General features: G+C 63.3%; 11 protein-coding genes. 6 read left to right on the plus strand and 5 right to left on the minus strand.

The annotated features are described in order from the left end of the window. Nucleotides 1–16: 16 nt before the first annotated feature. Nucleotides 17–1,189 (minus strand): isovaleryl-CoA dehydrogenase, encoded by a 1,173-nt coding sequence (locus B2W55_RS27545; protein ID WP_024578337.1) that lies wholly within the window; start codon nucleotides 1,187–1,189, stop codon nucleotides 17–19. A gap of 192 nt (nucleotides 1,190–1,381) precedes the next feature. Here B2W55_RS27545 and B2W55_RS27550 point away from each other — a divergent pair, with 192 nt between their 5' ends. After that, nucleotides 1,382–2,035 (plus strand): TetR/AcrR family transcriptional regulator, encoded by a 654-nt coding sequence (locus tag B2W55_RS27550; RefSeq protein ID WP_024578338.1) that lies wholly within the window; start codon nucleotides 1,382–1,384, stop codon nucleotides 2,033–2,035. Between the two features lie 2 nt (nucleotides 2,036–2,037). Continuing rightward, nucleotides 2,038–2,535, plus strand: coding sequence for an Lrp/AsnC family transcriptional regulator (locus tag B2W55_RS27555; protein WP_024578339.1), 498 nt, complete (start codon nucleotides 2,038–2,040; stop codon nucleotides 2,533–2,535). 10 nt (nucleotides 2,536–2,545) lie between these two features. Here the strand turns inward: B2W55_RS27555 and B2W55_RS27560 are convergent, their stop codons facing one another. Beyond that, entirely contained in the window at nucleotides 2,546–2,851 is a 306-nt protein-coding gene (locus B2W55_RS27560; RefSeq protein WP_024578340.1) for an ETC complex I subunit, read from the minus strand. 272 nt (nucleotides 2,852–3,123) lie between these two features. Here B2W55_RS27560 and B2W55_RS27565 point away from each other — a divergent pair, with 272 nt between their 5' ends. Continuing rightward, nucleotides 3,124–4,290 (plus strand): OpgC domain-containing protein, encoded by a 1,167-nt coding sequence (locus tag B2W55_RS27565; RefSeq protein ID WP_024578341.1) that lies wholly within the window; start codon nucleotides 3,124–3,126, stop codon nucleotides 4,288–4,290. A 9-nt stretch (nucleotides 4,291–4,299) separates the two neighbouring features. Here B2W55_RS27565 and B2W55_RS27570 read toward each other — a convergent pair whose 3' ends face one another. Next, nucleotides 4,300–5,190, minus strand: coding sequence for a VOC family protein (locus tag B2W55_RS27570; protein ID WP_024578342.1), 891 nt, complete (start codon nucleotides 5,188–5,190; stop codon nucleotides 4,300–4,302). 852 nt (nucleotides 5,191–6,042) lie between these two features. Here B2W55_RS27570 and B2W55_RS27575 point away from each other — a divergent pair. Further along, complete coding sequence (locus B2W55_RS27575) at nucleotides 6,043–8,295, plus strand: TOMM precursor leader peptide-binding protein (protein ID WP_024578343.1); 2,253 nt, start codon at nucleotides 6,043–6,045, stop codon at nucleotides 8,293–8,295. 12 nt (nucleotides 8,296–8,307) lie between these two features. Further along, nucleotides 8,308–9,792: a SagB/ThcOx family dehydrogenase gene (locus B2W55_RS27580; RefSeq protein WP_024578344.1), complete on the plus strand. Its 1,485-nt coding sequence runs from the start codon at nucleotides 8,308–8,310 to the stop codon at nucleotides 9,790–9,792. A gap of 17 nt (nucleotides 9,793–9,809) precedes the next feature. Here the strand turns inward: B2W55_RS27580 and B2W55_RS27585 are convergent, their stop codons facing one another. After that, a complete protein-coding gene (locus B2W55_RS27585; protein WP_024578345.1) occupies nucleotides 9,810–11,630 on the minus strand; it encodes a carbamoyltransferase family protein in 1,821 nt (606 codons plus the stop codon). A gap of 366 nt (nucleotides 11,631–11,996) precedes the next feature. On the opposite strand from B2W55_RS27585, the gene B2W55_RS27590 reads away from it, so the two are divergent. Next, nucleotides 11,997–12,275: a hypothetical protein gene (locus B2W55_RS27590; protein ID WP_029878674.1), complete on the plus strand. Its 279-nt coding sequence runs from the start codon at nucleotides 11,997–11,999 to the stop codon at nucleotides 12,273–12,275. A 339-nt stretch (nucleotides 12,276–12,614) separates the two neighbouring features. Here the strand turns inward: B2W55_RS27590 and B2W55_RS27595 are convergent, their stop codons facing one another. Then, complete coding sequence (locus B2W55_RS27595) at nucleotides 12,615–13,391, minus strand: cyclase family protein (protein ID WP_024578347.1); 777 nt, start codon at nucleotides 13,389–13,391, stop codon at nucleotides 12,615–12,617. Nucleotides 13,392–13,493: the final 102 nt, after the last annotated feature.

Consider the following 13,493-nt stretch of genomic DNA (forward strand, 5'->3'; position numbering starts at 1 on the left):
ATCGCTCGCGCGAAGCTCAGGCCGTCTTGGCGAACAGTTCGCGGCCGATCAGCATGCGGCGGATCTCGCTGGTGCCGGCGCCGATCTCGTAGAGTTTTGCGTCGCGCAGCAGGCGGCCGGTCGGATACTCGTTGATGTAGCCGTTGCCACCGAGCAGCTGGATCGCATCCAGCGCGCATTGGGTCGCCTTCTCCGCGGCATAGAGGATCGCGCCAGCGGCGTCCTCGCGCGTGGTCTCGCCGCGGTCGCAGGCCTTCGCCACCGCGTAGACATAGGCCCGCGAGGCGTTCATCGTGGTGTACATGTCGGCGATCTTGCCCTGCACCAGCTGGAACGAGCCGATCGGCTCGCCGAACTGCTTGCGCTCGTGCACGTAAGGCAGCACGACATCCATGCAGGCCTGCATGATGCCGATCGGCCCGGCCGCAAGCACGGCGCGCTCATAGTCGAGGCCAGACATCAGCACGTTGACGCCGCGGCCGACCTCGGAGAGCACGTTCTCCTCCGGCACCTCGCAATCCTCGAACACCAGTTCGCAGGTGTCGGAGCCGCGCATGCCGAGCTTGTCGAGCTTCTGCGCGGTGGAGAATCCCTTCATGCCCTTTTCGATGATGAAGGCGGTCATCCCGCGCGGGCCGGCATTGGGGTCGGTCTTGGCGTAGACCACCAGCGTCTCGGCGTGCGGACCGTTGGTGATCCACATCTTGTTGCCGTTGAGGATGTAGCGGTCGCCCTTCTTGTCAGCCCGGGTCTTCATCGAGACCACGTCCGAGCCGGCGCCGGGCTCCGACATCGCCAGCGATCCGACATGCTCGCCGGAGATCAGCTTGGGCAGATATTTGCGCTTCTGCGCCTCGTTGCCGTTGCGGCGGATCTGGTTGACGCAGAGATTGGAATGGGCGCCATAGGCCAGCCCGACCGAGGCCGACGCCCGCGAAATCTCCTCGACCGCGATGCAGTGCTCGAGATAGCCGAGGCCCGAACCGCCATACTCCTCCTCGACCGTGATGCCGTGCAGGCCGAGCGCCCCGATCTTGGGCCAGAGGTCGCGCGGAAAGGTGTTGGAGCGATCGATCTCTGCGGCGCGCGGCGCGATCTCGTTGGTCGAGAAATCATGCACCGTCTCGCGGATCGCATCCGCGGTCTCGCCAAGGTCGAAATTGAAGATTGCCGCCCGGTTCGAGGCCATGATCCCTCCCATGAGATTCATCTTGCAATTAAACGATCATACGTTTTTTTCTTGGCTTCGCAAGCGACTGTGCTATGGTTTGCGCATGAAATCCGCAGTTCATTGAATTTGCTGCGATTTCATGCGATATAGATACGGTCGTTCGCTTGTTTCCTAGCTCTCCTGGCAAGCCAACACCCCTCCGAGGCCCCGATGGCACGCACGATCGGCTCACATGGCCCCACGACGCTGGAGGCGATCCGCAAGGCCGGTGTGCGCCTGATCTTCGAGCACGGCTACGAGGCGATGAGCCTGCGCCAGCTCGCCGCCGAAGTCGGCATCCAGGCAGGCTCACTCTACAACCATATCTCAACCAAGCAGGACCTGCTGTTCGATCTGGTGCAGGACCATATCAACGATTTGCTGCGCGAGTTGGACCTTGCGCTCGCCGGCAAGGCCGATCCGGTCGAGCGATTACGGGCCTTCGTCGCGTTCCACGTCACCTATCACATGACCCGCAAGCGCGAAGTGTTCATCGCCAATTCCGAACTGCGCAGCCTCGATGCCAAGAACTACGACGCCGTGGTGGCGCTGCGCGGCGCCTATGAGCAGCGGCTGGCGCAAATCCTTGCCGATGGGCTGGCGGACGGCGTGTTCGAAGTCGTCGACATCCAAGTCGCGACCTTTGCGATCATCGCGCTGTTGACCGGGCTGTGCACCTGGTACCGGCCCGGTGGCCGGCTGACCCGCGACGCCATCATCGCGGCGCACGAGAAGCTGGTGCTTTCAGGCGTCGCACCGCGGGCCGTAATCGGCGAGCTCCGCAGCGACGGCGAGCGCCCACGGACCGCGGTGGCCGGTTCGTGACTGTGACAGAACGCCCACAGCTCGATGACATCGACCTGCGGATCCTCACCGAATTGCAGCGCGACGGCCGGATCAGGATCAACGAACTCGCCGAGCGGGTCGGCATCACCGCCCCGCCCTGCCTGCGCCGGGTCCGCGCGCTGCGTAGCCGCGGCGTGGTCCAGGCGATCCGCGCCACGCTCGACGAACGGCTGCTCGGCTATGAGGTGACGACCTTCGTGCTGATCCAGCTCGACAGTCAGAATCTGGTCGCGATCGAGGCGTTCGAAGCTGCGGTGGCGGCGGTGCCGCGCTTCCTGCAATGCTGGCGGATCTCGGGCGACGCCGATTTCATGCTCCGCTGCGTCGCGCCCAGCGTCGACGACATGCGCCGGCAGTTGCTGCAATTCGCCGGGCTGCCCAATGTGCGCAAGATCAGGAGCTTTCCGGTACTCGGCGTCTCCAAGGATGCGCCGCTGCCGATCCCGGGTGCCCTCGCCGCGCCAAGCCCGGCGAGCTGACCGTAAGCCCTTAGTGGGTCCACGGCTCCCAGCGGCGGAATGCGAAATTGTCGGCATAGGCGATCTGGCGGTGCGCCGAATCCTTCGGCTCGATGACCTGGTAGGCGATGCCCTTGCGCTCGCAATAGGCGACCGCCTCTTCCTTGGTGTCGAAATGCAGGGTGAGCTGCTGCTTCATGTCGGACGACGAGGTCCAGCCCATCAGGGGCTCCACCGTGCGCGGCTGCTCCGGCTCGTAATCCAGTTGCCACGCCTTGGTCTTGGCTCGTCCCGATTGCATCGCGTTTTTGGCGGGCTTAAAAATGCGTGCGGTCATGGATGGTCGGGCCCCGTAGGATATAGGACATGGAAGCGATTTGAAGGAACCCGCCGGGATAGTATAGAGACACCGATCAACGATCTGATCGGTGATTCCTCGACCCCGGAGGTAGCCTTCGCCAGACCGGTATAGTCATTCTACCGCGCTGTGACAATCTGGCCTCGGGGCTTCCCTTTGGAGTGCCTTGGGGGAGAGCCTTGGACCCGGGCCAGATTGTTACAGCATGGTCTTCTCGACAGCATCACCTCGAAGAAGAAGCGGCGCGCCCCATGGAAATCCACGCTAGCCTGCCCGAAAAAGGACGTGACCTGCGGCTCGACCTGTTCCGCGGGATCGCGAACTGGGCGATCTATCTCGATCACATCCCCGACAATATCGTGAACTGGATCACGACGCGGAATTACGGCTTCAGCGACGCCGCTGACCTGTTCGTCTTCATCTCCGGCTACACCGCATCCTTTGTCTATGCCCGCATGATGCTGGAGCGCGGCTTCATCGTCGGCGCGACCCGGCTGACCAAGCGGGTCTGGCAGCTCTATGTCGCGCACATCATCCTGTTCGTGATCTACATCGCCGCGATCAGCTATCTCGCGCTGCGCTTCGGCGACTCCGAGATGATCAACGAGTTCAATGTCGCCGGCCTCGTCGACAACGCCACCGAGACGCTGCGCCAGGGCCTGTTCCTGAAATTCAAACCGGTCAATCTCGACGTGCTGCCGCTCTACATCGTGCTGATGGGCCTGTTTCCGCCGGTGCTGTGGTTCATGCTGCGGCAGCCGAACTGGACCATGGCAGCCTCGATCGCGCTGTGGCTGGTGTCGCGGCAGATGGGCTGGAATCTGCCGGCCTATCCGGCCGGGACCTGGTACTTCAATCCGTTCGCCTGGCAGGTGCTGTTCGTGTTCGGCTCGTGGTGCGCGATGGGCGGTGCGCGCAAGAACATGCACATCATCAATTCGCGCTACACGCTGTGGTTCTGCATCGCGTATCTGATCTTCGCGCTGGTCATGACCATGGCCGGACGCTTTCCGGAGTTTGGCGCCCAGTTCCCGGACTGGCTCTATTCGATGTTCAATCCGAACGACAAGACCAACCTTGCGCCCTACCGCTTCCTGCACTTCGTGGTGATCACGGTGCTGGTGATCCGCTTCATCCCGAAGGATTGGTCGGCACTGGAGTGGAAGGTATTCGATCCCCTGATCGTCTGCGGCCAGCAATCGCTCGCGGTGTTTTGCGTCGGCGTGTTTCTGTCCTTTGTCGGACATTTCGAACTGTCGATGAGCTCGGGCTCGCTGTTCGCACAGATCTTCGTCAGCATCTCCGGCATCGCGATCATGACGATCGTGGCCTATTACATCTCGTGGTCGAAGCGGCAGGATAAGCCGGTCAAGCCGCCGGCACCGAAGCCCGCGGCGCCGGCCGCCAAGGCCGGGTGACGCTGTTCGTCACTTCCGAGGCGTTCGACGCTTGCCGGTCGGCGGGTCGCTCCGCCACCGGCCTTTTGACGAGATACCGTCCCAACTGGTGGTCCAGCGATATTCTGCAGGGCCGGCTTTCGCGATGCCGTCCTCGCTGCGCGCGCCCTGAAGGGCGAAGGTAGCGCCCTGCGGGTCGAGGCAACGGACGATCCAGCTGCCGTCAGGCAGCTCCAGCGGCCCTTCATAGACCCGCCCGCCACCGCTGTTCACGCGCGCCATTGCCGCGTCGATGTCGTCGACGTTGAAATAATAGAGCCAGAACGGAATCGGTTCGAGCGGACGCTTGTTGAAGATGCCGCCGGCCATCCGTCCGCCGGCTGCGAACAACTGATAAGGCTCGGCGGAAGCGACCTCGGCTTCAGCCTGCTGCCAGCCGAAAACGTCTACGTAGAAGGCGAACGCCTTGCGCCAGTCGGCAGCCAGCAGTTCGTGCCAGCCCACGCGCGAAGGCGCGTCGAGATCGGCCACGACAGGCGCGGCAATCTTCAAATCGCTCACCAGTCCAAAGGTTGCGCGCTGCGGGTCAGCGACGATCGCGATGCGGCCAATGTTGGTGCTGGTCGGCGGGACGTAGACGGCACCACCAAGTTCTCGAATCCGGGTGGCAGTCGCGTCGATATCGCCGACACCGACATAGCCGACCCATCGCGGCATCGCACCCTGCCGCCTGCCCTCTTCAGGCAGCTCCATCAATCCGCTTCGCGGGACATCGCCAGAGATGAACAAATTGTAAGAAAGCTCGGCAGTCGAAACGTCTCTGGTGCGCCAGCCGAGGACGCTGCCGTAGAAGGTGCTCGCACCCGCCGCGTCAGTGGTCAGCAGCTCGTACCAGACAAAACTCGCCGCATCATCCGCCATGGTGATTCCTCTGGTGCCCCCTCGGCCCGGCTTCAGAGTAATCGCAGCGCAGCATGGATCGTCTCGCGGTCCGCAAACTGTCGTTAACGATGTGGGCCGTGTGACGGCAACGGCGTCGGATCACGTTCATCAAGATGAAATTGCAACGGAATGCGCGTTGAAGCGTTGTGCGAATGCGCCGCGCGTCTTGCATGGTCAGATCGTCGAGCGTACAAATGCGTGGGGTGGATTTGAGAACCAGTTTCGTCAGGAATGGAGGATGCGACTATGCCACGGGTGAAGCAAGCCCCGACGCGGAAGCGCGTAACCAAGGCCGCGGTGCCCGCGTTGGGTGCTGCCGGATTGACTCTCTCACTGGTGGGTAGTGCGTCCGCTTCGGCAGTGCCCGCGACCGACGCGCCAAAGACTACGAACTACACTCCGACCCATGCCATCACGCTCGGCGAGGAAGAAATCGCTGACGTCAGCCTCGCGACCTTCCACCTGTTCGACAAGGAAGACGCCGGAGCCGGCGTTCAGGTCGCGTGGCGTGGATGCGGAGGCTGCCGCGGTTGTCGCGGCTGCCGCGGATGTCGCGGTTGCCGATGCGGCGGCTGTGGTGGCTGCGGTGGTGGCTGCTGCATTTCGTGGGGCGCCTGCCGCCTCTGCTGAGCCGGATCGCATTGCGTTGCCAAACATCAATCGTCATGGCCGGGTTCGACGCAGGTCGACCCGGCCATTTCATGTTGCCTCTGCCGATGTTGCCCTTGTGCCATTGCGCGGCACGGCTCGCGCGGCAACACCGGAATGCTGAGGCCTCCGGCCTCCTCCCGCCCCGAGAGACCAGCCAGCACGCTGCATAGGAACGATTCCTTGCCCAGAAAATCCATTGCGCAGGCCGACAAAGAGACGCTGCAATTCGCACCGAATTTCACGGCCTATGTGCTGCCTCCGGACATCGTCTGTCTGTATTCCGAAGACCGCAAATTCTTTCTTCACGGCGAACTCTATTGCGCGCTGGCGGCGGCGATCGGCACCAAGGGAAAATCCCGCGTCAGTCTCCTCGACGAACTCGGACGAAAATTTCCACCGGACAAGATCGATGAAGCGATCAAGCGCCTGCTCGATCGGCGCTATGTGATCTTGGCATCGCCAACTCCCCACAACGCCGTGGACGGGCTTTGGGCGAGCCTCGGCCTGCCCGGCCCGGTCGCTCGGCAAAACCTGCAAGACTGCCGCGTGCGGGTCGAGGCGATCGACGTCAAGGGCGCGGCTGAATTGAGCGAGGCGTTGCGGGACCTCGGTGTCCGCGTCGTCAAGGCATCGCCCGATCTCACGGTCACCCTGGTCAACGATTATCTCGATCGGCGGCTGGCGGAGCGCAATCTGGAGCGCGTGTCCGGCAAGTCTCCCTGGCTGCTGGTGCAGCCCTCCGGCGTGTTTCCGCTGGTCGGTCCGGTCTTCAATCCGGGCGAGAGTGCGTGCTGGACCTGCCTGTTCGATCGGATGATCCGCAACCGCGAGATCAAGGGTTTCCTCGATCGCAACGGGGCACGCCCGGTTGCGGTCTCTGCCCTCGCGCAGCACACGATCGGACAAAGCGCCGTTCAGTTTGCGGCGGTCGAGATCGCCAAGGCGATTGGCAGCGGCTTCCGCACCGATCTGCGCAATCACATCATGAGCCTGGACCTGCTCGGTTCGACCATCGCCAGGCACTATGTGGCTGCCCGCCCGCAATGCCCGACTTGCGGCAACAAGAAACTGCAAAATCCGCGACGAGCGCCGCAGCCGATCGAACTGGGCCCGGGCGCCACGCTGGTCATGACCAGCGGCGGCTATCGCACGGTGTCGTCGCGCACCACGTTGGCGCGGTTCAAGAAGCATGTCAGCCCGCTCACCGGCGTCGTGACACGGCTGGAGCGGATCGAAGTCGATCTGCCGATGAACACCAGTTTTTACGCCCAGCACAATTTCTCCGCGCCGGCGCAGACTCTCGACCAACTCCGATCCGGGCTCAGCGGCGGCAGTTTCGGCAAGGGCAGCACCGCCGAGCAAGGCGAAGCCAGCGCGCTGATGGAAGCGATCGAACGCTACTCGGGAATTTTTCAGGGCGACGAGATCCGGACAAAAAAGCGCTTCACCGACTTCGCGCCGGGCGATGCCATCCGTCCCAATGACATTCTGCTGTTCAGCGAGGAGCAGTATCGGACCCGAGCGGTTCACAACCATGACGATTCCCATCACACCCAGCCGGCGCCCGATCCGTTCGATCCGTCCGAGCGGATCGAGTGGTCGCCGGTCTGGTCGCTGCGCGACCAGCGCTTCCGGCACGTTCCGACCAGCCTGCTGTATTTCTTCTATGACGGGCCGGCTGCCTTCGCCGCCGATTCCAACGGCTGCGCTGCCGGCAATACCCGCGAGGAAGCGATCGTCCAGGGCTTCCTCGAACTGATGGAGCGCGATGCCTACGCGATCTGGTGGTACAACCGATCGCAGCGGGCGGAGATCGATCTCAACAGCTTCGAAGATTCCTATGTCCGCGATCTCAAGGCGCAACTCGAGGAATCCGGCCGCAAGCTATGGGTGCTCGACATCACCAGCGATCTCGGCATCCCGACCTATGTCGCTATCGTGCACTGGATGCAGAACGGCCAGGAAAACATCGAGTTCGGGTCCGGCTCGCACTTCGATCCGCGCATCGCTTTGCTGCGGTCGTTGACGGAGCTGAACCAGTTCCTCTCCATCGGGCTGATGGGTGGCGGCAGCGGCGAGAAACCGAGCCTCGACGGCATCAATCCGCTGCGGATCGCGGACTATCCGTTCCTGCTGCCGAGCTCGAATCCGGTTCTCCCCCCAGCGACCGCTTCGCGCGTACCGCTCGACAACACCCGTGCGCAGGTGGACGCCTGCGTCGACATCGCCGCGCGCGCCGGGATGGATTTCCTCGTTCTCGACCAGACCCGGCCGGACGTCGAGGTTGCCGTGGTCCGGGTGATCGTGCCCGGCATGCGCCATTTCTATCGCCGCTTCGGACCCGGGCGGCTCTATGATGTCCCGGTCAGGCTCGGACTGCGCGATCGGCCTTCCCTGGAAAGCGAGCTGACGCCGTTCCTTCCGCATACCTGAGGTGATGCCGGCGTGCGCACGCCCAAACGCACATCCAAGACCACCCCGAAGCAGGCGGGATCGCCAAGCGCAGCGCCGCCGACGCTGCTGGCTCGGCTGAATGCGCGCGTCGCGCTGGACACCCAGACCGACGGCCGCATCGCGGCGCATGTCGATGGCTATTCGGAGCCGCTCGGAACATTCAGCACCGCGGTCGCGGAGCGCGCGCGCGGCCTGCGGGACGGCTTGCCTCTGCCGTCGGCTGCGCCCGAGGGCGATGCCACGGCGCGCGACATCGAGCGCCTGATCCGACAATTGGCGCTGCGCGGCCTGCTGGAGTACCGCCTGCCGGGCGCGCGCGCGACCGAGGACCTGGTGGTGATCGAACCGCAGCTTCCCGGCTATTGGCCGCGGATGCCGACACTCTCGGATGCGACGACAATCGTATTGTCGCGCTTCGCCTATCTGCGGCGGCGCGGCACGGAGATGGTGCTGGAATCGCCGCGCGCCGGGGCGCTGTTCAAAATCTGCGATCCCCGGATCGCAACCCTGCTCGCGATCCTCGCCGTTCCACAGACGATCAGCCAAATCCGGCGTCGGCAGGACTATCCGGGCCCGGCAATCCTCGCGCTGCTGCTGGATTGCGAAATCCTCGTCAGCGTCGACCCGGCAAAGCGCGATGCTCTCCGGCGGGCCGAAGGCGACGACGATCTTGTGCTGTGGGATTTTCACGACCTGCTGTTTCATGCGCGCAGCACGGAAGGCCGCCAGGCCAATCCGCTGGGCGGCCTCTACCCGCACACCGGCCTGATCGCGCCATTGCCGGCGGTGCGGCCCGCCTGGCCCGGACGGATCGTCAAGCTGCCCGAAGTCGACGGGTCCCCCTCGCCGTTCGAAGAGCTGCTGCACGCAAGGCATTCCACGCGCGACTTCGATGAACGGAAGCCGATCACGCTCGTGGAGCTGTCCAGGTTGCTGCGCAGCGTTGCGGGCGTCCGCTCGAAATGGAGCAGCAAGCTCGAGTTCGCCGACGATGGTCCCGACATCGAATACACCGGCAGACCCTATCCCGGGGCGGGCAGCGCATATGAGCTTGAACTCTATCTGACCGTTGCGAGCTGCGATGGCCTGGCGCGGGGCTTCTATCACTACGACGCCGCTGCGCACGTGCTGGCAGCGATCGACGCCCATCCGCAACACATCGAGGCCGTGTTGCAAAGCGCCGAATTTGCCATGGATGCGTCCGCGCCTCCGCAGATCCTGATCACGATCGCCGCGCGCTTCGGCCGTATCTCCTGGAAGTACAGCGCGATCGCCTATGCGCTGATCCTGAAGGATGTCGGCGTCCTGACCCAGACGCTGTACATGATGGCGACGGATCTCGGTCTCGGCGGCTGCGCGATCGGCACCACCAATATCGATTTGTTCGCCAAGATGACCGGACTCGACTTTCACGTCGAGGGACCGGTCGGTCAATTCGCGCTGGGACGCGGCATGGCAGCGCCCGCCTCCGGCTAGCGCGACGCCAGGCCTGATCAGCCGCCGCCGCGACTGCCGTCCTGCGTCGTCGAGGACACGATGGTGGCGACGTCGCCGAACGTGGTCATCACAGGTGTGACGACCTTGTGCATGGCGGTCTTCGATACCAGCGTGTCGTGCAGCACGAGGTGGTCGATCCCGGTGGTCAGGAAGCAGCTCACCGCGTCCTGCGGCGTCTCGATGATCGGCTCGCCCTTGACGTTGAACGAGGTGTTGATCAGCACCGGCACGCCGGTCAGCGCATCGAACGCCTTGAGCAGGCGATAGAGCATCGGGTTGGTTTCCTCCCGCACGCTCTGCACCCGCGCCGAGCCGTCAACATGCACGATCGCCGGGATCTTGTCGCGCCATTCCGGCCGGACCGGCTTGGCGATCAGCATGTAGGGCGAGTCCTCCTCGCCCTCGAAGATGTCCCGCATGCGCTCCGCCAATACGATCGGCGCGAACGGCCGGAACGCCTGGCGATGCTTGACCCGGCTGTTGAGGATATCCTTCATCTCGGCCTTGCGCGGATCGGCGATCAGGCTGCGGTTGCCGAGCGCGCGCGGACCGAACTCCGACGGCCCCTGGAACCAGCCGATCACCCGCTGGTCGGCGAGCAGTCTTGCCGTGTCCCGGCAGATGTCGTCGCTGCGCCTGGCGTCGACCTGGATGCGCACCAGAAAATTTTGCAGCGCGGCCGCGACCTCGGCATCGCTGTAGCGCCGGCCGACATAGGCGTGCTCCATCACGAACGAGCGGCGCTGCTTCAGCACCTCGAGCCAGCCGTAATAGGCGCAGCCGATCGCGATGCCGTCGTCGCCGGCGGCGGGCTGGATCCAGACGTTCTCGAAACCGGCCTCGCGCGCGATGCGCCCGTTGGCCACGCAGTTCAGCGCGACACCGCCGGCGACGCACAGGTTCTTCGCACCGGTGGTCTCGCGCAGCCAGCGCGCGCGCGCCAGCAGCACATTCTCGGTGTCGTCCTGCACCCGCCAGGCGATATCCTGCCAATGCTGCATGGTCGGGCTCTTGTCCCAGCTGCCGCCGTCGAGCACGAAAGGCTGCTGGTTGTCGCTGCCCCAGAACGGTACGTGCAGCTCGCCGTCTTTCATCTCGAGCAGACTGCCGACCTGCCCATGGCGGCCATAGGGTGCGAGCCCCATCAGCTCGCCGCACTTGTTCCAGTCGCCGAACACATAGGTCGAAACCCGGCTGTAGAGCGCCCCCAGCCCCGGCATGTTGTAGAACTCGTCCGACAACAGCCCGCGCGCCGGCTCCATGTAGACCTTCTTCAGGCATTCGAGCCTGGTGTCCTCGAACCTGTAGTAGCTCTCGGATTCGCGGGCCAGCGGCGAGGCCCCGTCCTGCGGATGGGACTCCATTGCGTCAGCCTGATAGTTGCCGACACCGTCGACGATCATCACGACGCCGTCCTTGAACGGTGACACCGCGAACGCGCTGTAGGCATGCGCGAGGTGATGCGAGATCGACACCACCTTGTCGGATTTGGAACGAAACAACGGGTGCTTGATTGCCTCGTTGCGCTCGGCGATCGGCAGGAAGCCCGGCATGTCCTGATGGAGCATCCGTTCCTCCATCTCGGGCACCGGCAGGATGTAGCTGTTGCGCACCACGAGATCGACGTCGTCGAGCGTAATGCCCTCGGCGGACAGGCAGTAGTCGACGACCTCCTTGTAGAAGCCCGAGGCGTGCTTCTCGCGGGTGATGCGCTCCTTGGAGATCGCGTAGGCGATCGCGCCGTCGCGCAGCAGGCAGGCGCTGACGTCATGGTCGTAGACGTTGAGACCAAGGACGTAGATGTGTTGTTTCGGCATAGGCACTCTTCAGGAAGGATTCTCGGAATGCTCAGAGAACATGATCGTGTCGACTTCAAGTTCTCGACAGCATTTCAGCAGGTCTGGCATCTCTGCATCCGCGACGCACAAGTCAAATCGATGCAACACACGATGAACAGAATGAACCTCGGATGAACGGCAAGATGAACGCAGCAACCACCTCATTTCATGCATGCATGACCACAACTTGACCTTACTTTTTGGCCTCAATAGAGTCGCAAAAGCTCGCAAGAACCTTAGTGAAAATATTGTACTCGCATGCTCGAACCGATCGTCGGTGTTGCGCGTCAAAGCACGATAGCCAGCATTGGTTCAGATGTTTGGAAGTGACTGGAGATCTCTGGAATGACTAAACGCTACAATATCCTGACTCGTTGCCTCGCAGCGGTCGCTTTGTTGTTCGTCTATGTCGCAAGCACCTCGGCCATCCTGGTCGGCGCGACCACGTCGTCGGCGCAAGCGCAATGGCGCGGACGCGGCTATGGCTATCGCGGCGGCTGGGGTCGTGGCGGCGGTTGGGGTCGTGGCCGTGGTTGGGGCTATGGCCGCGGCTACGGCTACGGCGGATATGTCGGTCCCCGTTGCTGGTGGACCCCGCGCGGTGTTCGCGTTTGCCGCTGGTAACAACCGTCCGGACACACAAGCGACAGTGAAGACAACGATCAGGTGCGTCGGTCCCGGCGCACCTGATTTTCTTTTGCGGCCTCGCCTGACTGCGGCACGCAAGAAAGAGCCCCGGAAGGGGCCGGGGCTCTAGTCAGGGAGAGAACGCGTCAGAAATCGGGATGCGAAGGCGAGCCATCGGCCCGATCAGCCAATGCATCTAGTACGTGTATAAGAGCAGATTCGTCTGCCTCAGGCTGTAGCCATGTTGCAACAATCATCTGGAATGATCAGCCTGTGCACGGGTTCCCGAGCCTTGGCCAAGAGCCCAGCCCACCGACGAGACACCAAGCGAGATTTCTAGCCGTCGAGGATTGCGACCGCCCTCGTCCACCCCGCCGACGCGCGCTCGATCTTCACCGGAAAGCACGACACCATGAACCCGCTTGACGGCAGTTGCTCGAGATTGTGCAGCTTCTCGATGTGGCAGTAGCCGATATGGCGACCCGCCTTGTGGCCTTCCCAGATCAGGCTGGCGTCTTTTGTCTCGGCATATTTCTTGGCGGTGAAGACGAACGGCGCGTCCCAGCTCCAGCCGTCGATGCCGGTCAGCCGCACGCCGCGCTCGAGCAGATACATCGTGGCCTCATAGCCCATGCCGCAACCGGAATTGACGTAGTCGGGCTGGCCATACTTCGCGCCGGCGCTGGTGTTGACGACGACGATCTCGAGCGGCGACAATGTATGCCCAATGCGCTTCAGCTCGGCCTCGACATCGCCGGCTGTCGCGACGTAGCCGTCGGGCAGATGGCGGAAGTCCAGCTTCACGCCGGGCTGGAAGCACCATTCCAGCGGCACCTCGTCGATGGTCCATGACCGCTCGCCGCGGTTCATGGTCGGATGGAAATGCCAGGGCGCATCGAGATGCGTGCCGTTGTGGGTGGAGAGCGAGACCTGTTCGACGGCCCAGCCCTGCCCGTCCGGCAGATCCGCAGCCTTCAATCCGTCGAAGAACTGCAACATGCGCGGCAGCCCCTGCTGATGATCGATATACTGAATGGTCGGGTGGTTGCCGGGCGGGTCGGCCGGAACGTCATTCTGCAGGGGAACGGAGATATCGATCAGTCTGCGTGCCATGGCCGGTCCTCTCTCTGATTGTTCTCGTCGGTTCGGATGACGATACCGATCGTAGCCCATCACCCGGCATCCCCTGCCGATAGTGTACACACATCTGGCAAG

Origin of the sequence: Bradyrhizobium sp. UBA2491, from assembly GCF_002341725.1 — a bacterium.
Lineage (GTDB): Bacteria > Pseudomonadota > Alphaproteobacteria > Rhizobiales > Xanthobacteraceae > Bradyrhizobium.

Bases quoted from the DNA above. Each gene is read 5' to 3' on its own strand.
- B2W55_RS27590 (WP_029878674.1), top strand. From the start codon at position 11,997: ATGACTAAACGCTACAATATCCTGACTCGTTGCCTCGCAGCGGTCGCT.
- B2W55_RS27560 (WP_024578340.1), bottom strand. From the start codon at position 2,851: ATGACCGCACGCATTTTTAAGCCCGCCAAAAACGCGATGCAATCGGGA.
- B2W55_RS27565 (WP_024578341.1), top strand. From the start codon at position 3,124: ATGGAAATCCACGCTAGCCTGCCCGAAAAAGGACGTGACCTGCGGCTC.
- B2W55_RS27550 (WP_024578338.1), top strand. From the start codon at position 1,382: ATGGCACGCACGATCGGCTCACATGGCCCCACGACGCTGGAGGCGATC.
- B2W55_RS27585 (WP_024578345.1), bottom strand. From the start codon at position 11,630: ATGCCGAAACAACACATCTACGTCCTTGGTCTCAACGTCTACGACCAT.
- B2W55_RS27595 (WP_024578347.1), bottom strand. From the start codon at position 13,391: ATGGCACGCAGACTGATCGATATCTCCGTTCCCCTGCAGAATGACGTT.
- B2W55_RS27545 (WP_024578337.1), bottom strand. From the start codon at position 1,189: ATGGCCTCGAACCGGGCGGCAATCTTCAATTTCGACCTTGGCGAGACC.
- B2W55_RS27570 (WP_024578342.1), bottom strand. From the start codon at position 5,190: ATGGCGGATGATGCGGCGAGTTTTGTCTGGTACGAGCTGCTGACCACT.